At 40.2% G+C, this 21,806-nt stretch carries 23 protein-coding genes; 18 read left to right on the top strand and 5 right to left on the bottom strand.

Translation table 11 applies throughout. The features are described from left to right. Positions 1–110: 110 nt before the first annotated feature. The 3 genes from M5U24_RS15610 to prfB form a co-directional block, all read right to left on the bottom strand. Entirely contained in the window at positions 111–1,133 is a 1,023-nt protein-coding gene (locus M5U24_RS15610; protein ID WP_099327002.1) for an NAD(P)H-dependent glycerol-3-phosphate dehydrogenase, read from the bottom strand. A gap of 88 nt (positions 1,134–1,221) precedes the next feature. Continuing rightward, on the bottom strand, positions 1,222–2,481 hold the full coding sequence (gene glyA, locus M5U24_RS15605) for a serine hydroxymethyltransferase (protein ID WP_099324705.1): 1,260 nt from the start codon (positions 2,479–2,481) through the stop codon (positions 1,222–1,224). After that, positions 2,462–3,608, bottom strand: a protein-coding gene (prfB, locus tag M5U24_RS15600) for a peptide chain release factor 2 (protein ID WP_099324704.1) whose coding sequence is annotated in 2 segments (ribosomal slippage) — positions 2,462–3,538 and positions 3,540–3,608 — 1,146 coding nt in all. Because the reading frame shifts where the segments join, the coding sequence is not laid out codon by codon here. The genes glyA and prfB overlap by 20 nt, the downstream gene beginning before the upstream one ends. Positions 3,609–4,252: 644 nt before the next feature. On the opposite strand from prfB, the gene rsmD reads away from it, so the two are divergent. The 18 genes from rsmD to M5U24_RS15510 all read left to right on the top strand — a co-directional run bounded on the left by rsmD (position 4,253) and on the right by M5U24_RS15510 (position 18,772). Further along, positions 4,253–4,849 (top strand): 16S rRNA (guanine(966)-N(2))-methyltransferase RsmD, encoded by a 597-nt coding sequence (gene rsmD / locus M5U24_RS15595; protein WP_157820437.1) that lies wholly within the window; start codon positions 4,253–4,255, stop codon positions 4,847–4,849. Beyond that, positions 4,846–5,733 carry a 4-(cytidine 5'-diphospho)-2-C-methyl-D-erythritol kinase gene (gene ispE / locus M5U24_RS15590; RefSeq protein ID WP_099324702.1) on the top strand — a complete coding sequence of 296 codons (888 nt, stop codon included), beginning with the start codon at positions 4,846–4,848 and terminating at the stop codon, positions 5,731–5,733. Before rsmD ends, ispE begins: the two co-directional genes overlap by 4 nt. Before the next feature lie 18 nt (positions 5,734–5,751). Next, the gene (locus M5U24_RS15585) at positions 5,752–6,201 is read left to right on the top strand and encodes a SpoVG family protein (protein WP_099327001.1); all 450 of its coding nucleotides are present in this window, start codon (positions 5,752–5,754) and stop codon (positions 6,199–6,201) included. 198 nt (positions 6,202–6,399) lie between these two features. Next, positions 6,400–8,073, top strand: coding sequence for a biosynthetic-type acetolactate synthase large subunit (ilvB, locus tag M5U24_RS15580; RefSeq protein WP_099324701.1), 1,674 nt, complete (start codon positions 6,400–6,402; stop codon positions 8,071–8,073). 81 nt (positions 8,074–8,154) lie between these two features. After that, complete coding sequence (locus M5U24_RS15575) at positions 8,155–8,979, top strand: RnfABCDGE type electron transport complex subunit B (RefSeq protein ID WP_099324700.1); 825 nt, start codon at positions 8,155–8,157, stop codon at positions 8,977–8,979. After that, positions 8,980–9,714 carry an RsmE family RNA methyltransferase gene (locus M5U24_RS15570; RefSeq protein WP_099324699.1) on the top strand — a complete coding sequence of 245 codons (735 nt, stop codon included), beginning with the start codon at positions 8,980–8,982 and terminating at the stop codon, positions 9,712–9,714. A 146-nt stretch (positions 9,715–9,860) separates the two neighbouring features. Continuing rightward, entirely contained in the window at positions 9,861–10,895 is a 1,035-nt protein-coding gene (gene tdh, locus M5U24_RS15565; protein WP_099324698.1) for an L-threonine 3-dehydrogenase, read from the top strand. Positions 10,896–10,958: 63 nt separating this feature from the next. Continuing rightward, the gene (locus M5U24_RS15560) at positions 10,959–12,137 is read left to right on the top strand and encodes a glycine C-acetyltransferase (protein WP_099324697.1); all 1,179 of its coding nucleotides are present in this window, start codon (positions 10,959–10,961) and stop codon (positions 12,135–12,137) included. A 99-nt stretch (positions 12,138–12,236) separates the two neighbouring features. After that, positions 12,237–12,725, top strand: coding sequence for a hypothetical protein (locus tag M5U24_RS15555; protein ID WP_099324696.1), 489 nt, complete (start codon positions 12,237–12,239; stop codon positions 12,723–12,725). A gap of 102 nt (positions 12,726–12,827) precedes the next feature. Beyond that, entirely contained in the window at positions 12,828–13,214 is a 387-nt protein-coding gene (locus M5U24_RS15550; RefSeq protein WP_099324695.1) for a response regulator, read from the top strand. After that, the gene (locus tag M5U24_RS15545) at positions 13,211–13,852 is read left to right on the top strand and encodes a chemotaxis protein CheC (protein ID WP_099324694.1); all 642 of its coding nucleotides are present in this window, start codon (positions 13,211–13,213) and stop codon (positions 13,850–13,852) included. The genes M5U24_RS15550 and M5U24_RS15545 overlap by 4 nt, the downstream gene beginning before the upstream one ends. Next, positions 13,845–14,138: a PAS domain-containing protein gene (locus M5U24_RS15540; RefSeq protein WP_099324693.1), complete on the top strand. Its 294-nt coding sequence runs from the start codon at positions 13,845–13,847 to the stop codon at positions 14,136–14,138. Before M5U24_RS15545 ends, M5U24_RS15540 begins: the two co-directional genes overlap by 8 nt. A gap of 4 nt (positions 14,139–14,142) precedes the next feature. After that, entirely contained in the window at positions 14,143–14,757 is a 615-nt protein-coding gene (locus M5U24_RS15535) for a GGDEF domain-containing protein (RefSeq protein ID WP_099324692.1), read from the top strand. Positions 14,758–15,035: 278 nt separating this feature from the next. Further along, positions 15,036–15,239, top strand: a complete 204-nt coding sequence (locus M5U24_RS15530) for an addiction module protein (protein WP_099324691.1) — start codon at positions 15,036–15,038, stop codon at positions 15,237–15,239. A gap of 5 nt (positions 15,240–15,244) precedes the next feature. Then, complete coding sequence (locus tag M5U24_RS15525) at positions 15,245–15,541, top strand: type II toxin-antitoxin system RelE/ParE family toxin (protein WP_099324690.1); 297 nt, start codon at positions 15,245–15,247, stop codon at positions 15,539–15,541. Between the two features lie 89 nt (positions 15,542–15,630). Further along, the gene (locus tag M5U24_RS15520; protein WP_099324689.1) at positions 15,631–16,350 is read left to right on the top strand and encodes an SDR family NAD(P)-dependent oxidoreductase; all 720 of its coding nucleotides are present in this window, start codon (positions 15,631–15,633) and stop codon (positions 16,348–16,350) included. A 142-nt stretch (positions 16,351–16,492) separates the two neighbouring features. Beyond that, positions 16,493–16,699 (top strand): BrnT family toxin, encoded by a 207-nt coding sequence (locus M5U24_RS15515; RefSeq protein WP_099324688.1) that lies wholly within the window; start codon positions 16,493–16,495, stop codon positions 16,697–16,699. 216 nt (positions 16,700–16,915) lie between these two features. Then, positions 16,916–18,772, top strand: coding sequence for an amidohydrolase family protein (locus M5U24_RS15510; protein ID WP_099324687.1), 1,857 nt, complete (start codon positions 16,916–16,918; stop codon positions 18,770–18,772). 90 nt (positions 18,773–18,862) lie between these two features. On the opposite strand, the gene rfbD is transcribed toward M5U24_RS15510, so the two are convergent. Both rfbD and M5U24_RS15500 read right to left on the bottom strand, forming a co-directional pair. After that, positions 18,863–19,729 carry a dTDP-4-dehydrorhamnose reductase gene (gene rfbD / locus M5U24_RS15505; RefSeq protein WP_099324686.1) on the bottom strand — a complete coding sequence of 289 codons (867 nt, stop codon included), beginning with the start codon at positions 19,727–19,729 and terminating at the stop codon, positions 18,863–18,865. Beyond that, complete coding sequence (locus M5U24_RS15500) at positions 19,726–21,624, bottom strand: ABC transporter ATP-binding protein (protein ID WP_099324685.1); 1,899 nt, start codon at positions 21,622–21,624, stop codon at positions 19,726–19,728. Before M5U24_RS15500 ends, rfbD begins: the two co-directional genes overlap by 4 nt. Positions 21,625–21,806: the final 182 nt, after the last annotated feature.

The following is a 21,806-nucleotide window of genomic DNA, read 5'->3' as shown; positions in this document are numbered from 1 at the left end:
TTATACATCAAAAAAATCCTGGCGGACTGTGCGTATCGCCAGGATTTTTTTGTTAATGGAACGTCTTAAAAATGTTAGGAGGGTTTTTACAAATATTTTAATGCCTTATTTTAATAAATTTCTTCTATCTCTGATTTTGGGGTGCGCAGCATTAGGTTGTTGAGCGCCTCCAATGGTTTTTTCCCAGAGAACAACACGGAATAAATTTCATGGGTAATCGGCATTTCAATACGGTATTTCTTTGAAAGTTCGATAACCGATTTAGTTGTCCACACCCCTTCCGCAATTTGCTTCATATCACGTAATATTTCCTCCAACATCTTTCCTTTGCCGATTTGTTCTCCCACCCATCTGTTTCTTCCATAAGGGCTGATACAGGTAGTTATTAAATCGCCCAGTCCGGAAAGCCCTGAAAAGGTTATTTTTTTTGCACCCATAGCAGTGCCAAGACGGCTTATTTCCGCTAAACCGCGGGTGATTAGCGCCGCTTTTGTAGTGTCTCCCAGACTTAATCCGTCGCATATGCCGGCGGCAATTGCAATCACATTTTTCAGGGCAGCTCCTATTTCTACACCAATTATATCCGTATTCGTATAAACCCTAAACCGATCAGTTGTAAAAAGTTCCTGTACGGTTTGTGCTAAAGATAAATCATTTGAAGATGCAACAATAGTAGTTGGCAAGCCATGGGCAACCTCTTCTGCATGACTAGGTCCCAAAAGCAAAGATACCGGCGGGTCTCCTAGTACATCGCGGATAATTTCGCTTGGCCGCATGAGTGTTTCGTTTTCGATCCCTTTTGTGATACTAATGATGGGAGTTTTATTGACAAATACCTCCTTAAATTTAAGCAGCACTGAACGCAAATAAGGAGTGGGAGTCGCGGATAGAATAAATTGCGTATCCATTAATGTGGCGGTAATTTCAGAAGTAATAGCAATATCCGGTGGGATGATAATGCCTTTTAAATATTTTGTGTTTTCCCTTTTTTCGTTTAAATAATCAGTGTAAGACTTGTCATGTCCCCAAAGACCGATTTTATTGCCTTTATTGTATAATAAAATGGCGAGAGCAGTTCCCCAGCCACCATTTCCAATGACAGTAATATTTTTTGCACTAAAGTTTTGAGTCATTTTTATTTGCATATAAAAACAGGCTGGATTAAATCCAGCCTGTTGCATAAGATAGTTTGTAAATAAAAACTAATGTGTACATTAATCTTTATTTTGTAGACGGGCAAGCACCTGATTCGTGCAATGGATAAGCAGCGCATAAATCTTTTACTATGTTTTTAACATCCCTTTTTGCCTGGTCATTGTGTGGACGGGATAAAATTTTGTCAATGCATTCCGCAATCTTTACCGAATCCTTTTCATCCATTCCTCTGGAAGCAATTGTCGGCGTTCCGATACGAATACCGCTCGGTTCATTTGCGCCTCTTTCATCATAAGGAACAGTGTTTCTGTTCAGTACTATATTAACAGTTTCAAGCAGTATTTGCGCTTCTTTGCCGGTGATATTCTTGTTGCGTAAATCAACGAGAAATAAGTGATTATCCGTACCGCCGGAAACTATGTCGTATCCCTTTTTAACAAATTCATTGGCCATGGCTTGTGCATTTTTAACTGTTTGTTGCTGGCATTTTTTAAATTCTTCAGACATCGCTTCCTTAAAGGCTACTGCCTTTGCAGCGATACTATGCATAAAAGGGCCTCCCTGGATTCCGGGAAACACCATTGCGTCAATCTGTTTTGCATATTTGGATTTGCACAAAATAAGACCTCCTCTAGGCCCGCGTAATGTTTTGTGGGTTGTTGTGGTAACAAAATCGGCAAAAGGAACCGGAGAAGGATGAACGCCTGCCGCAATCAGGCCTGCGATATGCGCGATATCTGCCATAAAATAAGCGCCGACTTCATCTGCAACAGCCCTGAATTTTTTAAAGTCAATAATTCGCGGATAAGCGCTTGCCCCGGCAATAATGAGTTTTGGCTTAAATGCAAGAGCGATGTTGCGCAACTCATCATAATCTATGCAGCCGGTTTCTCTTTTTACACCATAGTGGGATATTTCGTACATCATCCCGGAAAAATTCTTTTTAAAGCCGTGAGTTAAGTGTCCGCCATGTGAGAGATCCATGCCCAGTACCCGGTCTCCCGGCTTTAGTACGGCAAAACATACCGCCATATTTGCCTGCGAACCTGCATTTGGCTGTACATTAGCATGTTCAGCGCCAAATATCTGCTTTGCCCTTTGCACGGCCAAATGCTCTACGGTATCTACATTCGCACATCCTGCATACCATCGTTTGTTAACATATCCCTCAGCATATTTGTTGGTCATGAGAGAGCCTTGTGCTTCTTGTACGGCAAGGCTGCATATATTTTCTGATGCGATTAAATCAATTGTTTCCTGTTGCCTTTTTGCTTCTTCCTGTATGGCATTCCAGACTTCCGGGTCGTCATGTTTTAACGTTGTCATAATTCCTCGTTTTTGTTAATAAATTTGATTTTGCCATTTTCCATTTTAAATAAGCTTCAATAAACCCCTCTATTTCACCATCTAACATTGCCTGTGTATTACCACTTTCCTTGCCAGTTCTTAAATCTTTAACGAGCGAGTACGGTTGTAATACATATGATCGTATCTGGTTTCCCCAGGCGATTTCACCTTTTTCGTCATAGGCTGCAGATAATTCCCTTTCCTTTTCTTTCTCCTTTATTTGATATATCTTTGCTTTTAACATGTTGATTGCTCGTCTTCGGTTTTGATGCTGTGAGCGTTCACTTTGGCATGCTATTACAATTCCGGTAGGCAAATGAGTAATACGAACCGCAGAAGATGTTTTATTTACATGCTGCCCACCCGCCCCTGATGAACGGTATGTATCTACCTGTAATTCATTGTCGTTTATTTCTATTTCCTCTTCCTCTTCTATTTCCGGCAGTACATCAACAGCAGCAAACGAAGTATGTCTTCTGGCATTGGAATCAAATGGAGAAATTCTTACTAAACGGTGTACACCAATTTCAGATTTTAAATGCCCATAAACATATTCGCCTTCGATGAGAACGGTAATTCTTTTTAATCCGGCTTCTTCCCCCGCGAGTGAATCAATGAGAGAGAGTGTGTGACCATTTTTTTCTGCCCAGCGTGAATACATACGAAAAAGCATTGAAACCCAATCACATGATTCTGTTCCTCCGGCCCCGGCGTAAATACTCAGGTAAGCATTGCAATGGTCATGGGCTTCGCCAAGCATTGTATGTAGCTCGAGTTTTTCAAGTTTTTGTGTAAATAATGCAATATCCCCAACTATCTCCGCTGTTGTTCTTTCATCGCTTTCTTCGTCCATAAGGTCAACCAGAAATTCTATCTCTTCGTAAGTTTTTTGTAATTCCTGCAGAGGCAAAACAATTCCTTTGAGAGTTTTTAATTTATTAATAATCTGCTGCGCCTTATCTTTGTTTTCCCAAAATCCCGGAAAAGATAGTTTGTTTTCAAGTTCGATTAGCTCCTTTTCTTTGCTTACTACATCAAAGAGAGTCCTTTATGTTAATGAGACGTTCACGAAGGTTAGGGAGATCTTTTCTGATATTTTCGGTCATTTTTTTCCTGTTTCTTTGTTTAAAAAGTTATAAGATTCCAAAAAGGGCATTTTTGGTGTGAAATCAACAAAAGAGAGAATTAATAATTTTAAGAGGTAATCTTGAATATAAAAACCATTATTTAAAAATTCCGGACGGAAATAGAATTTGTTTTATTTGTGAGTTTTATGAAGATATTTTTATCGTGAAATAGTATCGGTAATGTCTGATAAATATCCGATATATAAGCATGAATATTACAAAAAACTATTAAATGTGTCAATACGGAATTTGTATTTGACTTGGGACTAATATATACGTACCATTTGTGCGCTAGAGATTTTTATAAAACAACATGGGTTGCTTGTTCGTATTTGGAAGGAGATATAACAAAATAAATATTTTCCGGAAAGTATTTAAAGAATATTACAATTTTAAGCCATAGTTGAATGCTTAAATTTCTAAAATCAGTTTGTGATTATGGGGGTAAATTTATCAGGGGTTGTATGGTGTTAGCCCGGGGATGGCTGAGGTTTGAAAGCATTAGTTATTTCATATAAAGGTTTTCTAAAAGTGGGCAATGTTGTGAATAAACAGAAGGTTTTTGTGTCGTCGTTTGTTTTTTATCAATGTATTAATAATAAGAGAGAGTCTGATACAAAATTGTGCGTGTAATTGCGGGAAGTGCAAAGGGTATTTTGCTTTGTTCTCCTAAGGGGAACAAAACAAGGCCAATACCGGATAATGTGAAAGAATCACTGTTTAACATATTGGCGGAGATCATCCCGGACAGTCGTGTGCTGGATTTATATGCCGGTACGGGGGCTGTTGGAATAGAGGCATTAAGCAGGGGTGCTAAATCATGTTTGTTTGTGGAGAATGGCACGTTTGCAATCCAGTCGATAAAAAAAAACATCAGCGCAACAAAACTGCTTAACAAGTCGGTAACCGTAAGATGTGATGTGCTTAAAACCATCCCCTTTCTGGAGCAGAATACCGACGGGATTGATATTGTTTTTGCCTGTCCGCCATACCCCCTCGCCGACAACAGTTCTTATAGAGAAAAATTGCTGATGCTCTTGTCAATATTATTCGAAAAAGACATTGTGTGTCCGGGAGGAATTGTTGTGTTTCAACATAGAAAGATAACGCTGGAGATACCTCCAGGTGCTTCGTTTTTAAAGTTGTACGATACTAGAAGTTATAGAGAAACACAAATATCTTTTTTCGAAAAAAAAATCACAGTGGGAAACATGTCATGAAGTTTTGGGAAGATCGGGGGAAATTAAAAATTGCAGCACCAGCAAAAATCAATTTGTTCCTTGAGATTTTAGGGAAACGTCCAGATGGATATCATGAAATCGAAACCGTTATGCAAAAGGTGTGTTTATACGATTACCTTTATTTGGAAGATAATGAAGGTTTGGAATTCAGTTGTTCAAATCCAGGACTTGAAACGGGTGAAAATAACCTGATTATTAAAGCGGTGCGATTGTTGCAAAAAGAATCGGGTATTTCCAGAGGGGTAAAGATATTTTTAGAAAAAAATATACCGGTGGGGGCAGGTCTTGGCGGCGGGAGTAGTGACGCTGCAGCCACTTTAATCGGCATAAATAAGATGTGGCGGCTTGGGTATGATAGTGAAAAATTAATGTTGTTTGCAAGCAGGCTTGGTTCCGATGTCCCTTTTTTTATAGGCGAGAATACTGCTGTTTGCAGAGGAAGGGGGGAAATTATTCAGCCATTCCCATCCCGTGTAATATATCATTATGTAATAGTGTATCCGGGCTTTGAGGTAAGTACTGCTACCATATATAAAAATTTCAAAATTGGCTTGACAAAAAATTTGAAAGATGTTAGTTTCACCTTGCGTTTCTTAGAGGCAGACGATGCTACTCTGCTGGGGAAGTATTTGCACAATCGATTAGAAGACGTCGTTTTTAAGCTCTATCCTCAACTTGAAGAAATTAGACAGAAATTTAGAAAATTTGATTTTTGTGGAGTGCTTTTATCTGGAAGTGGTTCTGCAGTGTATGGATTATGCAGAAGTGGAAGTGATGCAAATAATATAGGACAAAAATTAAAAACGTTTGGTATTGGTGATGTTTTTGTGGTAGCCAGTGATTTCGAAGGCATAACTAAGTGAACAGGAAAGGGGATGGCCGTGAATATAACTGAAGTTAGGGTGAAGCTGACCGAAGCGAAAAAAAACAGATTACAAGCGTTTTGCAGCATTACAATTGATAACGATTTTGTTGTTAGAGATCTGAAGGTTATCGAGGGGCATAAAGGGGCTTTTGTGGCAATGCCAAGCAGAAAGCTTACAGACCGATGCCCGGGTTGTGGCGGGAAAAACCACCTTATGTCTCAATACTGTAACGATTGTGGTACAAGACTAGATGAAAAGCGGGCATCAAAGGGTGCGGGAAGGTTAAAATTACATGCAGATACCGCACATCCGATAAATTCAAAATGCAGAGAAGAAATACAGGAAAAAGTTCTTGCCGCCTATAAAGAAGAAGTGGAAAGGTCTAAACTGCCAGGTTACAAGCCTCCAAAATATGAAGATATGGATGATTTGGATTCCAGCGATTTTGATAGCGAAGATGTATGAGGTCTGCAAAGTAGTAAAACCTTACGGATAGAAATATAAGAGTTCACAACTCAATATTTTCACATCAATTGACTTCTTGCTGTTCAATTTAAACATACCTCTTTGAACATACCGTAAAGAAATAGAACGCGAAAGTGTGTTTTCTGAAGGTGTTCTTATGTTTGCTTTAAACTTTTGTGTTATCTTTTACAAAAACCAATGATTAAAACAGGTTCTCACATTCTAATAAATGCATTGATACGGGAAGGGGTAGAATACGTGTTTGGCATTCCAGGCGGCGCTGTTCTTCCTTTGTTTGACGCATTATATGAATCGCAGATTAAATTTATTTTAACGAGACATGAGCAGGGCGCAGGCCATGCGGCGGATGGATTTGCGAGGGCAACAGGCAAAGTAGGTGTATGTTTGGCGACCTCAGGCCCTGGCGCTACAAACTTAACAACTGCTATAGCAACGGCATACATGGATTCCGTTCCGATGGTTGCTTTGACGGGACAGGTAAAAACATTTCTTATCGGTAATGACGCCTTCCAGGAAGTTGATATTATTGGAATAACCCGCCCCATAACAAAACACAGCTATTTAGTTAAGGATGTTAAAGATTTAGCAAGAGTAGTAAAAGAAGCATTTTATTTGGCAAATTCCGGCAGACAAGGTCCCGTATTAATAGATTTGCCCGTAGATGTTACTATGGCTGAATGTGAAGAAATAATACCTCCGGAAATAGATTTGCCAGGATACAAACCCACGTATGAAGGTAATATCCGTCAGATAAAAATTGCCGCAGAGGTAATTAATAATGCAAGGCGCCCTGTATTGTATACAGGTGGCGGCATTATTGCTTCAGATAGCGCAAAGGAATTATTGGAACTTGCGGAAAAAGGGAATATCCCCGTCACCACAACCCTTATGGGTCTTGGGGGCTTTCCGGAAAATCATAATTTATCTTTGGGTATGCTGGGAATGCACGGGACTGCGTATGCGAATTTTGCAGTTACGACATGTGATATATTGATTGCAATTGGTGCGCGGTTTGACGACCGTATCACGGGTAAAATTGATGAATTTGCACCAAACGCAAAAATTATCCACATTGACATAGACCCTTCTTCCATAAGTAAAAATATCAAGGTAGATATACCGGTTGTGGGGTACGCCCAAAATACCTTGAGAGAACTTAATAAACATATCAGTTTTGTCGAGAGAAGAGAATGGTTCGATAAAATCAAGCAATGGAAAGAACAAAATCCATTAACATATAATAATAGTGGAGATCTTATAAAGCCTCAGTATGTGATAGAACAAATATATGAAGCAACGAATGGTGAGGCAATTATAACCACGGAAGTTGGACAGAATCAGATGTGGGCGGCACAGTATTATACATATACTAAGCCGCGAACATTCCTTTCATCCGGGGGATTGGGTACAATGGGATACGGATTTCCTGCGGCAATTGGAGCGCAATTGGGATGCCCGGATAAAATTGTGGTGGATATTGCAGGGGATGGCAGTATCCAGATGAATATTCAGGAACTGAGCACCGTGGTTCGGTTGAATATTCCGGTAAAGATTGTTATCCTTAATAACGGGTACCTTGGTATGGTACGGCAATGGCAGGAGTTATTTTACGATAAACGTTACTCCAGTGTAAGTTTAAACGGGAATCCGGATTTCGTAAAGTTGGCGGAATCGTATGGAGCGAAAGGATTTTTGATAGAAAAGAAAGAGGATGTGCGTCCCACGTTGGAAAAAGCATTTTTCACAAAACAACCCGTAGTCATGGATTTCAGGGTCGACCCTAATGAAAATGTTTTTCCGATGGTCCCCTCAGGCAAACCAATCCATCAAATGATTGGAACAATGGCATAACAGTACATTGTTATAATTATAAGACATAACTTGTCTTTAGTCAGAAATATATTAAATACGAAGCACGTACAGGATACAAAAATGGAATTAATTTTAAGCGCAACAATTACACTCGGCATATTAGGAATGATCTTTGGCATAGGTTTGGCCATTGCCTCGGATACCTTTGCCGTGAAAGTGGATCCCCGTATCGAAAGAATTAACGAGGTGCTTCCCGGCGCAAATTGCGGGGCATGTGGTCAGCCCGGTTGTGGCGGCTTTGCCCAGGCGATAGTGGAAGGGAAATCGCCTGTTACAGGCTGTACTGTTGGACAATCTTCCGTGGCGGAACGTGTTGCCAATATTATGGGGGTCGAATTTGAAAATAAGGAACGGGTTTTTTCCGTTGTAATGTGTCATGCAAAAGGTGTTACTAACAAATTTATCTATAACGGAGTAAAGGATTGCCGTGCGGCAAACATTATTAGCGGCGGTTTTTTTGGCTGTGATTATGGATGTTTGGGCTTAGGTACTTGTGTTGAAGCATGTAAATTTGAAGCTATGTACATGGGGAAGGACGGTTTGCCAAAAGTAATAAGGGAACGCTGCACAGGTTGTGGAAAATGTGCGGAAGTTTGCCCAAGGGAGATCATCAGTATATTGCCTGAATCAAAAATGGTGCATGTGAGATGTAAATCCTTAGATAAAGGCGCTGTTGCAAAGAAAATATGCCAGGATTCCTGCATTGCTTGTAAACGCTGCGAAAAGGAATGTCCATATGACGCAATTCATGTGCAAAACAATCTTGCAGTAATTGATTATCAAAAGTGTACATCATGCGGCAAATGTGTTGATGTCTGCCCCAACCATACGATAATAAATTATGCAAGAGCGTTAAGTTCCGCCTCAACGGTCTCATCTCAATAAATGCACCAGGATCGGTTTTTCATACCCAATGTTTCCATAGATTCAGAGATTTGGATTGAAGGAAAAGAAGCACACCACATCTTACACGTCAAAAGAGCAAAACAGGGAAACAAAATTACCCTTTTTGATGGAAAAGGCATTGAATACAAGGCGGTTGTTGTTGAAACGCAACGTGCCAGGTTAAAAGTATTTATTGAGAGTTCCCTGGTCGTTGACAGGGAGCCGAACGTCTCAATTACAATAGCCGTTTCTATTCCTAAAGGAAAATTTTCCGACATCTTAATCCAAAAATGTTCTGAATTGGGGATACACACTTTGACCCCGCTTCATTGTGAAAGGAGCGTTGTGGCGATAAAAGAAACGTCAGCGGAAAAGCGGGAGAGATGGAATAAGATAGTCATTGAATCCTCCAAACAATGCAAACGGAATATTCTTACTGAAATTACGACTGGTGTGGCGATAGAAGATTTTTTGAAAACTTTATGCGATTACGACCTTTCACTCATGCCATGCTTAAGGCGTCATGCAATGTCCCTGAAAGCTGTATTACGCGAAAGGCCTTCTGCAAAAAAGATTGTTTGCCTTATAGGCCCTGAGGGTGGTTTTACTGATAATGAAATTGAACGTGCCGTTGAAAAAGGCTGCATTCCGGTAACTCTGGGAAGTTCGACTCTAAGAATTGAGACTGCCGCAATAGCCGTTTCCTCCATGCTGTTGTATGAATATTGTCTATGACTATGAATGCAAATCGATTTAATCAGAAGTCTGAGGACTGATCTCCGGATTCTGACTTCCGACGTCTGATTATGCGGCAGACAGGTTTCCTTAATACCGCTTGTAGTTGCGTTATAAATATACGGTTCTTGTGAAAGGATTTTTGTGTGAAGGCGGTAGTGAAAGCAAATCGTGCCAGTGGGCTGGAATTGGTAAAGATGCCGGAACCAAAGCTTGGCCCAAAAGATGTTTTAATTAAGGTTCAGGTTGCCTCTATATGCGGAACGGATGTTCATATAGATGACTGGACATATTGGGCGCAGCAGCGCTTTACGCCGCCCCGTATTATAGGCCATGAGTTTGCCGGTTATGTGCAGGAGGTTGGGAAGGAGGTTACGTTTGTTAAAGCTGGGGAGAGGGTTTCTGCGGAAACTCACATTTCATGCGGCTACTGCTACCAATGCAAGAATGGATACAGAGAAGTATGCAGAAAAAGTAAATTGTTAGGGATTGATTACGATGGAACGTTCGCCGAATACCTTAGCCTGCCTGAGCATGTATTGTGGAAAGATGATCCTCGTATTCCTGATGAATGGGCGACAATTCAGGAGCCGTTTGGAAATGCTGTTGACACGGTAATGTCTGAGGATATATCTTCAAAAACGGTGCTTATTTTGGGGGCAGGTCCCATTGGTCTCTTTGCCGTAGGTATAGCAAGGGCATGCGGGGCGTCTCTCATTATTGTTTCTGACCCAAATGATTATCGGCTGGATATCGGTAAAAAGATGGGTGCGGATATTGTGGCGAATCCGAAAAACACAGATATCCTGAATTGTGTGCTGGAAGCGACGGAGGGAAATGGCGTAGATGTGGTTCTGGAGTTTTCCGGCAATAAACTGGCGCTTGATCAGGGACTTAAGTCTCTTACTCCCGGTGGAAGAATATCGATTTTGGGGATATATGAAACCCCTGTTGATATTGATCTGAATAGAGAGGTTATTTTTAAAAAAATACGCATATATGGGATTACCGGCAGAAAGATATTTTCTACGTGGTATAAGACGTCCAGGTTTCTGTCTTCCGGGCTGGTGGATCCTGGACCGGTTATTACACACACGTTTTTACTGGAAGATTACGAAAAGGGCATGCAGCTAATGAGAGATGGCATGTGTGGAAAGGTTGTTTTGCAGGTCATGCCGTAATTTCATTCCGTTTGCATGGATTTGAAAGACCCCTGCAACTGTTAAAGAAAGGATTCTGGAGTAATGAGCCGCCTTAATTTTATTCATGACGAACTGGAAAAACTTGAAGAAGAGGGGCTTTTCGTCAACATAAGAACCATTGAAGGCCCTCAGGATGCATGGATCACCGCAGATGGAAAGAAGGTGTTAAATCTCTGCTCAAATAATTATCTCGGGTTTGCGAATAGCCCCCGGTTGAAATCTGCTGCGAAGGGGGCGATAGATGCATATGGCGTAGGGCCTTCTGCGGTAAGGACAATTTCAGGAACCACTGTGTTGCATTGTGAGCTGGAGAGGAAACTTGCTCTTTTTAAGGACGTGGAGAGCACCATTTCCTTTCAATCAGGATTTTGCGCAAACCTGGCAGTCATTCCCGCTATTGCTGGCAAAAATGACGTCATTTTTTCTGATGAACTGAATCATGCGAGCATTATTGATGGATGCCGCCTTTCCGGGGCAAAAATTATCAGGTATGGACATTGTAACCCTGATGATCTGAGAGGAAAAATTTCGCAGGAAAGTAATGCCGGAAAACGGTTGATAATCACGGACGGCGTGTTCAGCATGGAAGGAGATATCGCTCCCTTGCCGGAAATTGTTAACATTGCGGATGAATTCAATGCCATTACGATTGTTGATGATGCACATGGCGAGGGTGTTTTAGGGGAAGGCGGGAGAGGCATTGTTGATTATTTTAAACTGCAGGGGAAAGTAGATATCGAGGTTGGCACGCTGTCAAAGGCATTTGGAGTAGTAGGTGGTTATGTAGCGGGGAGTAAAAAATTGACGGACTATCTGTCCCAAAAAGGGCGCCCTTTTCTTTTTTCAAGCGCTGCAACCTCCCCTGATGTGGCGGCATGTATTGCAGCAGTGGATATCCTTATGGAATCAAAGGTTCGGGTTGAAAAACTATGGTCAAACACCGCATTGTTCCAGAAACAAATGGAAAATACAGGTTTTGACATAGGGAGAACGCAAACGCCAATAACTCCAATAATGGTTGGAGACGCCAAATTGGCAAAAGAGTTTAGCCGGAAATTGTATGAAGAGGGGATTTTTATACAAGCAATCGGGTATCCGACCGTTCCTGTTGGGAAGTCTCGTCTGCGTGCAATGCTTTCTGCTGTTCATAGCGAAAACGACCTTTTGTGGGCTGTAGGATGTTTTGAAAAAATAGGGAAAACATTGGGGATATTGAATTAAAAAACCTTTACACTATTAATGCGATTGAATTTTTAAAGTAAAAAATTTAATATATCCGTATTATGTTAACTTTTTTAAAAAGGTAAATTGGGCCCGAATATGAAAAAATATATTAGTTTTGCGATACTCATTTTATGTATTGCGGGTTGCGGAAAAAGTGAAAAGGAAAGGCATGAAGAAGAAATATCTGCAACCGCTATGAATCAATCAGAGGTTTCTTCCAAAAGGGAACATGATTTTATTAAAAATGAAAAAGGCTTTATCGTTCACATGAAAGACATTAAGGTGTTGTTGAAACATTTGCAGGCCTCTATTAACAAAGAAGACTGGAAAGCTATTCAACAAGATACAAAAAAATTGAAAAATTCAAGTCCTGTCGTATATACAGGGGCAAATAAGAATGATTTACCGACAGAATTTGTAAAGCTGGACGTCCAATTCCACTTAGATACGCTTGAATTGGTGAATGCATGTCAGGAAAAGAACAAGGATAAAGCAATGGCAGCATTTTTTAAAGTAGTGAATGGGTGTGACGAATGCCACGCCAAGTTCAATCCAAAAGAAACATCCACATCCTGGTTCCGATAAAGAGTCATTTTTACAATATCAGAAGAATGAATGGGTTTTTGTATCATTCAATAGCCCTGATATTAAATACCTCAGTAATGATATTTATTGAAAGGGTGAATTATGATAAAAAAAATTTTGATTGTAGATGATTCTGTTGTTGCCAGATTGGGGGTAAAAAATTGTATTTTAAAAGATGCCTCATATGAGATATATGAAGCGTCTGATGGTTTTATGGGTGTTGAAGAATTTAAAAGGGTTTCCCCTGATATAACTTTTCTGGATATGACAATGCCTGTAATGTCAGGCATTCAGGCGCTTGAAGAAATAAAAAAAATCGATGAAAACGCTATAGTCATTGTGATAACCGCGGATACTCAGCCAAAGACTATTGAAAAAGTGAAAGAATTGGGGGCATTAACATTGTTGAGAAAGCCGCCTAAAAAAGAAGATATAATTAATGCTATAGCTAAGGCAAAAGATATACAGGTAAGTAAAGAGAAAAAATGAAAGATACTTCAGGGAATTTTCTGAGCGAATTACAAATAGATGCGCTCAAAGAGATCATTAATATTGCATTTGGAAATGCGGCGGCGTCACTTTCCGAGGTTATTGAATTGCATGCTACATTAAACGTTCCTGAGATAAAAATAGTGCATTCAAAAGAACTGCGGGACTTTATTGGCAGCACTTTTGATGGCGGCGAAGATTTGCATATCGTTGAACAACATTATACCTCTGAATTCAAAGGTATTGCGTATCTTGTCTTTTCCATGGATAGCGGTAAATCATTTATTTCATTGCTGGAAGAATATAATGAAATGCCTGCAAACATGTCCATTAATTTGCTGGAAAAGGAAACGTTAACGGAGGTGGGAAATATTATAATCGGTGCTTGTCTCAGCAAAATAGCGGAATTGTTGTCAGATGTCGTTTCTTATCTTCCGCCAAGATATATCGATGGAAAGTATTTTTATGAAGACATGCCGGGGAATTTCTTCGATGGAGAAGGATATGCGGTTATCCTTAAAACCATATTTCAATTTGAGAAAGCGGATGTTGATGGCTTTTTGTTTCTTCTTATTAATATGGATTCTATCGATAAGATAAGAGAAGCGGTTGATAAATTTATGAAGAACTATGAATAAAATTCCAGAGCAAATCTGCAATTCGATAAATTTAGGACTGGTTATACTGGATGCTGAATTTAAAGTCCATTACTGGAACCAATGGATGGAGATGAATAGCGGAATACCTGCCGGGGATATTACCGGCTCGGTGCTGTTTGACTATTTTCCAAATTTAAACAACCGGAAATTTTTGCGAAATTGTAAATCGATATTCGCCTTCGGAAAATTTCTGCTTTCTTTCACAAAAACTGCATCATTATATTTTCCCGTTCAGGCCTGTAAGCTCCTTTGGCTTACAGTTTGACTATATGCAGCAGAGCTGCTCAATATTTCCCATTCGCAACGGAAATGAAAAGATAGAATACATATGCATTACAGTGCGGGACGTCACTGAAATAGTTGTATACGAGCATAAACTGCTGGACGCCACAAGGAGGGACTATCTGACCGGGTCGTTTAACCGCAAATATTTAGAGGATAAACTGAGGGAGGAGTTTGAACGGCATAGGAGATACGGCGCACCTCTTTGCCTAATTATTTTTGATATCGATAATTTTAAGAATGTAAACGACTCCTGTGGTCATTTGTATGGTGATTTTGTCCTCCGCGAGGTGGTTGCGAGAGTTGCGTCCGGATTAAGAACTACCGATATCCTGGCACGCTATGGTGGGGAAGAATTTTGCGGCATTCTCCCGGAAACCAGTTTGAAGTCAGCCATTGAAGTGGCGGAACGATTCAGGGAAAGCATCGCCTCAGAAGAATACAGGTTCCATGGACATTCAAGAAAAATAACTATTAGTTTAGGAGTTGCTGCGTTGGACAAAAATATTACGAATACCGATATGTTCTTCAAAAAGGCGGATGACGCCCTTTACACGGCAAAAAGGGAAGGGAAAAATAAGGTGCGATCCGCTGACCATTAGAGAACCTTTTTAATGGACTTTTACCTAAGCTGGCATAGCCAGAACCGAACAAGCAAGCAAGAAATAAAAAATACAAAATTCGAAGTACGAAACAAATCCCAAAATACAAAATCCCAATGAAAAAAACCGGGTTTTGAACATTTGAAAATTTTACCCAGTTAGATAACATTCAATGGTACATCTATTATTGTTAGATAATTATGTATCAAACGGCGTGAATTTAGGATTTGTTTCGTATTTCGTAGTTAGGGTAAAAATAAATAGAAAGGAATACAATTATGTCAGTTAATAATGCATTAATCGCAAAAGCCTTAGAATTAAAACCGCAGGACAAAATTATATTAATTGAGGCTTTGATAACCAGCTTAGATAAACCAGATCCGGAGATATCAAAAAAATGGATACAGGAAGCTGAGGCCAGACTTAAGGCTTACAGAGCCGGCAAAACAAAAGGGATACCCGCAGAAGAGGTGTTTAGATAAGCTTTATGAGAGTAATATTCGACGACTTTGCCAAATTAGAATTGGATGATGGAAAAGAATATTATGAAATGGAAGTGATAGGTTTAGGGAAAAGATTTAAACAAGAAGTTAAAAGAGCTATTAATATAATCAAAAAAATGCCTGAAATTGGTTCTCAAGAAAGTGAAAACATTAGAAGGTATATTCTTCATAAGTTTCCTTACAAAGTATTATACTCCATTGAAAAAGACCATATTTATGTTATCGCTATTGCACACTTACACCGTGAACCAATATATTGGATTAATAGAATCAGAACCTAACAAGGCGCTGCACCTGACCGCTATTCCGCTCCGCTCCATAGCGGCAGATGATCTCAATCGTTAGTGGCAATAAATGAGACAGAGATGATATGACAAAGAAAGCAATTGTTGTTGGTGCGACATCAGGAATCGGGAGGGAATTAGCAAAGATTTTCTCTAAAAATGGCTATATAGTTGGACTTGCAGGCAGAAGGACTCACCTGCTTGATGATCTCAAGAACGAACTTCCCAATAATTCTTTCGCAAAACATATTGATGTTTCTCAAACAGATAAAGCAATAAACCAACTCAAAGAGCTAATTGCAGAAATGGAAGGGGTGGACATTATCATTATTAACGCTGGTGTAGGATTTATTAACAAGGATTTACAATGGTCCCCGGAAAAAGAAACCATTGATGTTAATGTCTCTGGTTTTGCTGCAATAGCAAATGTTGCTATACATCAATTTTTATCGAAGGGTTCCGGTCATCTGGTAGGCCTATCGTCTATAGCAGCACTTAGAGGGGACGGCGACGCTCCTGCATACAATGCATCAAAAGCCTTTGTTTCAAACTATATGGAAGGCTTACGGAAAAAGGTGGCAAAATCAGGGTCATCCATTACAGTTACAGATATTCAGCCAGGGTTTGTAGATACAGCAATGGCAAAAGGTGACGGACTTTTTTGGGTTGCATCTCCCCAAAAAGCAGCACAACAAATATATAACGCTATCAAAAGGAAGAAGAAACATGCTTATATAACTAAACGATGGAGGCTTATTGGATTGGTAATGAAAATCGTTCCGGAAACTATTTATAACAGGCTATAAAATTTATAAAAAATCTTCTAACAAATCAATGTACGCCGGAATTGAGGGGACACCGTACTAATGCTTAAAAGTATCGAAGTTAGGATACCTCAGTCAGCCGTTTCCCGATATAATATCCCCAGATAATTTAAAGGTGGTAGTAATGGAATTTGAATGTGACCCCGAAAAAACAAAGAAGAACCATAAAAAATATAGCGTCCATTTTGAAGAAGCATCAACCGTATTTTATGACCCTTTGTCAGCTACTTTTGATGACCCTGACCATTCAATTGGCGAACATAGACTAATCACGGTAGGTTTTTCGTCAAAGGAACGTTTGCTCGTGGTATCACATACCGGGAAACGTTAACATTTTACCATTAAATATTTTGCCAAAAAAGCAAAGAAATTATTGATAAGGTGCTCCATGTCTCATCCCAAACATATTTTCCCGCTTTATATAGTCGGGCAAATGCAATTCTGCAGACTGCCCATCCCTGTCGATTATGCAGGTGGATAAGAAGCCATGTGTAATTCGTAGAAATGTATTAAAGCGGAAACCTTAACCATAGTAAGGAGAAATTATATGGAAGAAAAGGGGAAAAAGATATTTTACGATGTCCATTGTCATGCGCTGAATTTGAGCCATGCAGGGCTTCTTGCCTTTTTGAATCGCTTTTTAAAAGACAGGGCGGTGTCCTTTTCCGATCTGTTGGGGAAAGGAAAATTTCTCCAGGTTATCTGCCGTTTATTGGGGATACATTTCAGTGTGAAACTACTGAAAACACTATTGATTGTCTTAAGTGGCGTTCTCTCCGGAATCGTATTACTTGCGATAAGCAAATATGAATATTTCCTTTCAGGTAAGGTAAGCGATATCGTTTTGGTTGGTGCATTTTCGGTCGTTTTAACTGCCCTGGTTTTTGCTCTGTGGGCTTTACGAAAGATAGCTTCAGGGGAAAGCGACCTCATAACAAACACGCTTAAAAAAAATGTCAATCTTCTTTCCATTATTGAGAATAATACGGGGAGTTTATTTTTTTCTATGGAGATGGATATCCTGTCTGCGGATGAAAGGTTCAGGGAATTAATAAATGAATATCGTACCTCATCAACGTACAAATATGCGTCATTTATAAAAAATATCGAAGAGAAATGGAAAGAAACCGGGAATGAAATACATATCAAAACAAAAGAGGGGAAAACACTAAAGTACAATAAAATGGTTATTACCCCTCTGGTAATAGATTTTGGTTACAAGTGTTTTGACATGCAAGGAATTTATTATAATAAACCGCCCAGGAAACCAGTTGTGGAGCAGGTTGTCGATGTTTTCAACGGGATAAGGGAGTATAGGGAAATGAGTCCTGTTAAATTACTCGATATTTATCCCTTTCTGGGAATTAATACGAGGAATTACGACCTGGGAATTGTGAAAGTGGTTCCAAAAGAGGAAAGAGACGCATTTTACCATTTTCTGAAGAGCAGAAAAATCCCTCAAGGGATAAAAGAGCATGTAAGAGATACTTTGGAAAATAACGTTACTTATATTGAAAAGACGGGCAAGCTGGTATTTTATAAAGAAATCGAAACCCTGGGAAATGATTTGCGCACAATCTCTTCCCATGTCCAAATTGATGAAGGTTTGATTGATAAAATAGATGGCATGTCAGAGGAATCGGTTCGTACCCGCTTAAACGAAAAAAATAATATTCCCAAAATGCTTGAAAAGTATTTTGGGGAATATACGAATACAAAATATGAAACCTTTGCTAAAAAAAACAGGGAGCAGTACTTTTTTGATGAGAAAGATACAAAAAAGAAAGAAAAGACGATTCCTGTGAAAGGGATTGACGACCTGCGCAGTTATTTCTTTGCGGGAGTTAAATTATATCCACCCCTGGGGTTTGATCCCTGGCCCTACCACGAGGATAAACCCATCGATACCGCCACGGAATTTGACAAGGTAAATTATCTCTATCAATTTTGCAGTGAAAGGGGCATTCCGATAACGGTACATTGTTCGCCCGGCGGTTTTAAAACTGCTCATCACGGCATGGAATATACCAATCCTGAAAAGTGGAAAAACGTACTTTCCGCATATGAGAATCTGAAAATCAATTTTGCTCATTGTGGGTTTGATAACAATAAACCCCATAAATCGTGGTTGAATACCATCATGGAGCTTATGGGCGGGTATAAAGGCGTCTATGCGGATTTTTCCTATATCGGGAATAGTAGAGATTCTTATACTTTTTTAAAGGAACGAATCGTTGATAAAGGGTTTGGGGATCGCATACTCTTTGGCAGTGATTTTCCGGTTAACCTGTTTGGTGTGGATTCGTATAAGGATTATGTAGAGAATTTCTTTCATCTCTCTCTGGATACGAATTTAAAACACAAATTCTGCTCTGCGAATCCTCATAAATTTCTATGGGCTTAGGGTAAAAATGGAACGGAAGTAGGACATCACGCCTCTGATTAAAATGAGCCTAAGCAATTTCACGGGCAAACCAGTTTATCCGTGCCACCCTTAGCGGAGTACATATTTTTTCAGATAATCTTCCAATGCTTCCTGCCATGGTCTCATTTTGTGTCCGGTTGCCTGTACAAACTTTGTACAATTCAATGAGGAGTTTTGAGGTACCGTGGCTGCGCGTTTAAAGTCTTCTGCCTTAATGGATTGGAGAGATACCTGTATATTTGACAATCTAAAGATTTCCCTTGCCCACTCATACCAAGAACAAATGCCATCATTCGCAATGTGATAAATGCCATGAAGATCAAGCGAAAGAACATACCAGAGAGCATGGACAAGATCTGCGGCATAGGTAGGGCTTCCAAATTGGTCTGTTACTACAGACACGACATGTTTTTCTAATCCGAGATGCAGTATTTTTGTTACAAAATTGCTTTTATGCTGTCCATAAAGCCGTGAAATTCGAATAATGGTATAGTTGCCGTTTATTTCCTGCACTGCCTCCTCTCCTGCACGTTTCGATCTGCCATACACCGAAAGTGGGCGAGGCAGGTCTGTTTCGTTATACGGTGTATTCTTAGCGCCATCGAAAACATAATCAGTGCTGATATGGATGACCCGGGCATGCAGATTTTTTCCCGCCAGTGCGACGTTTTTCGCTCCATCTGCATTCACGGCATATGCCTTGCCGATGTTTGTTTCGCAGGCATCAACATCGGTAAATGCGGCACAATTAATGATTACGTCTGGCATGGTTCTGGCAATCGCCTCAAAAGTATTTGAGGCATTGGTGATTTCTATTTGTGAATGACTGGCGCAAATGACGGAGAGGGGTTGTTTTTCTGTTTCAGAAAGATGCGGCAACCCATTCCTTAGTTCCCACCCCAGCGCACCATTCGAGCCGATAATGAGTATCTTCATGTATGGAGTGCATTTGAGTGTAACTGGTAAACACGCTTGTATTCCCCGTCATCATGTATGAGGGATGCGTGGCTGCCTGTTTCAACGATTTGGCCTTGTTTCATCACAATGATTCTGTCACAATGCTGGATAGTGGAAAGCCGGTGGGCGACAATGATGGTGGTTTTCCCGGCAATAAGATTATTCAATGCGTCTTGCACCAATTTTTCCGATTCGTAGTCGAGGGAGGATGTTGCTTCGTCCAGCAACAGTATGGAGGCATTTTTCAGAATAGCACGCGCAATTGCAATTCGCTGGCGCTGTCCTCCGGATAATTTCACTCCCATTTCTCCCACGATAGTATCGTATGTTTCCGGGAGGGACAGGATAAATTCATGAATATTGGCCGCTTTTGCCGCATGCTGGATTTCTTCCATTGTCGCATCCCGTCTGCCATAAAGAATATTTTCATACAGGCTCCGGTTAAATAAAAATGTCTGTTGCGTAACCAATGCCATATGCGAAAGAAGCGATTCCCGCTTTATCCGGCGGAGGTCTATACCGTCAATCGCAATAGAACCCTCTGTCGGGTCGTAAAAACGGGAGATCAGGTTTACGAGGGTGGATTTCCCTGCGCCGCTTTCTCCTACGATTGCGATTACCTCGCCCTTTTGTATGTTCAGACATATATTCTTCAACACATGTTCTTTTTTCCCTTCATAGGAAAAACTCACATTGTTGAAGAATATGCCTTCCTCTATTTTTTCAAGCGTTACGGCATCAGGGGAGTCCTTTATATTTGACTCTATGTTAAATAATTCAAATACCCTGTTTGCACCGGCGAGAGATTCCTGCAAGCCCGTGTAGCTCTTTGCGATCTTCTTAACAGAGGTGATTACCATAAAACCAATTGCGGTAATAAATCCGCCAAGTTCCCCCGGAGTAATTTGATGGGACATAACTACATAGCCGCCCAATATAACCATTGCGGCAAGCCCTACCGCATAAATAAACTCATTGGTACTGCTGTTCAATGATTTTGCCTTTACCATTTTTAGCGTTCTGCGAAGGAAGCGTTCTCCGATGAAATGAATTTCGCGACGTTCTTCATCTTCCATCCTGAATGATTTAACAATCCGTATCCCTGCAAATATCTCGCGAAACGCATCTGTGAGTTCGGAGAGATGCCGTAAGCTTCCTTTACCGTGCCTCTTTATCTTTTTTCCGATTAAAACAGCAGGGATGAAAACTACCGGAAAAATAATTAAAGAAAACAAAGATAATTTCCAACTGAAATAGAATGCAAGGACTAGCCCGCAAATCAATTGCATGGGCAGAAATAACACCTCATCAAAGAGCACCTTGAGACCTGCCTGTGTAACAGCAACGTCGTTTGTCAATCTCGAAAGAAGATCGCCGCTTTTTCTGTTCTCGAAAAAGCTTAACGGCTGAGGCAACAAGTGGTCACAGACCTTGTTCCGGATATTCACAACAACAGCCCATCTGACGAAATTTCTGTAATATTGCTGAAAATAACTGGTAAAAAAGATAACCGGAGCGAGAATGGCTATTACTATGCCAATACTGGTGAAGGAACGCGTCATTCGTTCCCGCAATTTTCCGATAAAAGAAAATTTGTTTAAGGTGTTTTTTTTAAATTCACTCAGTGGAGACCTTGTGTTTTTTTTAAGGTCGGTTTGGGGGTCTATATCGATGGCCGGCAATGCTGTAGTTGTCGCGGTCGTTAATTCTCCCGATACCAGCTTGTCTATAACCGGCTTAATCAGCGAGATTTGAATACCATTCGCCGCAGTATAAAGCACCATGCAGCCAATGGCAATCGCCATCTGTCTCCAATAGGGTTTCGCAAAGGAGAGTAGTTTTCCGCACTCGGAAAGGAATGAAGTATTTTTCATTTTAAAACTTACGCGCTACGGGTAAAACGTTAATAAAAGATTCTAGTGGCGAGGTTGATAATTACAATTTGTTTCTGTACTAATGTGATATGAAGAGCGCATAGAGAAAAAATGTTATCACATCACAAGATGCTTTTCAATAAAAAGATTATACACCGAAAGCAAAGAAGATAAATGCCTGC

The sequence above is a fragment of the Candidatus Kuenenia sp. genome, assembly GCF_027493735.1.
Lineage (GTDB): Bacteria > Planctomycetota > Brocadiia > Brocadiales > Brocadiaceae > Kuenenia > Kuenenia stuttgartiensis_A.
This window is presented reverse-complemented; position numbering and strand designations above follow the sequence as displayed.

Coding starts and splice junctions, on each gene's coding strand:
- M5U24_RS15610 (WP_099327002.1), bottom strand. CDS start 1,133: ATGACTCAAAACTTTAGTGCAAAAAATATTACTGTCATTGGAAATGGT.
- glyA (WP_099324705.1), bottom strand. CDS start 2,481: ATGACAACGTTAAAACATGACGACCCGGAAGTCTGGAATGCCATACAG.
- ispE (WP_099324702.1), top strand. CDS start 4,846: ATGAAGTTTTGGGAAGATCGGGGGAAATTAAAAATTGCAGCACCAGCA.
- ilvB (WP_099324701.1), top strand. CDS start 6,400: ATGATTAAAACAGGTTCTCACATTCTAATAAATGCATTGATACGGGAA.
- M5U24_RS15575 (WP_099324700.1), top strand. CDS start 8,155: ATGGAATTAATTTTAAGCGCAACAATTACACTCGGCATATTAGGAATG.
- M5U24_RS15570 (WP_099324699.1), top strand. CDS start 8,980: ATGCACCAGGATCGGTTTTTCATACCCAATGTTTCCATAGATTCAGAG.
- M5U24_RS15560 (WP_099324697.1), top strand. CDS start 10,959: ATGAGCCGCCTTAATTTTATTCATGACGAACTGGAAAAACTTGAAGAA.
- M5U24_RS15555 (WP_099324696.1), top strand. CDS start 12,237: ATGAAAAAATATATTAGTTTTGCGATACTCATTTTATGTATTGCGGGT.
- M5U24_RS15550 (WP_099324695.1), top strand. CDS start 12,828: ATGATAAAAAAAATTTTGATTGTAGATGATTCTGTTGTTGCCAGATTG.
- M5U24_RS15545 (WP_099324694.1), top strand. CDS start 13,211: ATGAAAGATACTTCAGGGAATTTTCTGAGCGAATTACAAATAGATGCG.
- M5U24_RS15540 (WP_099324693.1), top strand. CDS start 13,845: ATGAATAAAATTCCAGAGCAAATCTGCAATTCGATAAATTTAGGACTG.
- M5U24_RS15535 (WP_099324692.1), top strand. CDS start 14,143: ATGCAGCAGAGCTGCTCAATATTTCCCATTCGCAACGGAAATGAAAAG.
- M5U24_RS15530 (WP_099324691.1), top strand. CDS start 15,036: ATGTCAGTTAATAATGCATTAATCGCAAAAGCCTTAGAATTAAAACCG.
- M5U24_RS15525 (WP_099324690.1), top strand. CDS start 15,245: ATGAGAGTAATATTCGACGACTTTGCCAAATTAGAATTGGATGATGGA.
- M5U24_RS15520 (WP_099324689.1), top strand. CDS start 15,631: ATGACAAAGAAAGCAATTGTTGTTGGTGCGACATCAGGAATCGGGAGG.
- M5U24_RS15515 (WP_099324688.1), top strand. CDS start 16,493: ATGGAATTTGAATGTGACCCCGAAAAAACAAAGAAGAACCATAAAAAA.
- M5U24_RS15510 (WP_099324687.1), top strand. CDS start 16,916: ATGGAAGAAAAGGGGAAAAAGATATTTTACGATGTCCATTGTCATGCG.
- rfbD (WP_099324686.1), bottom strand. CDS start 19,729: ATGAAGATACTCATTATCGGCTCGAATGGTGCGCTGGGGTGGGAACTA.
- M5U24_RS15500 (WP_099324685.1), bottom strand. CDS start 21,624: ATGAAAAATACTTCATTCCTTTCCGAGTGCGGAAAACTACTCTCCTTT.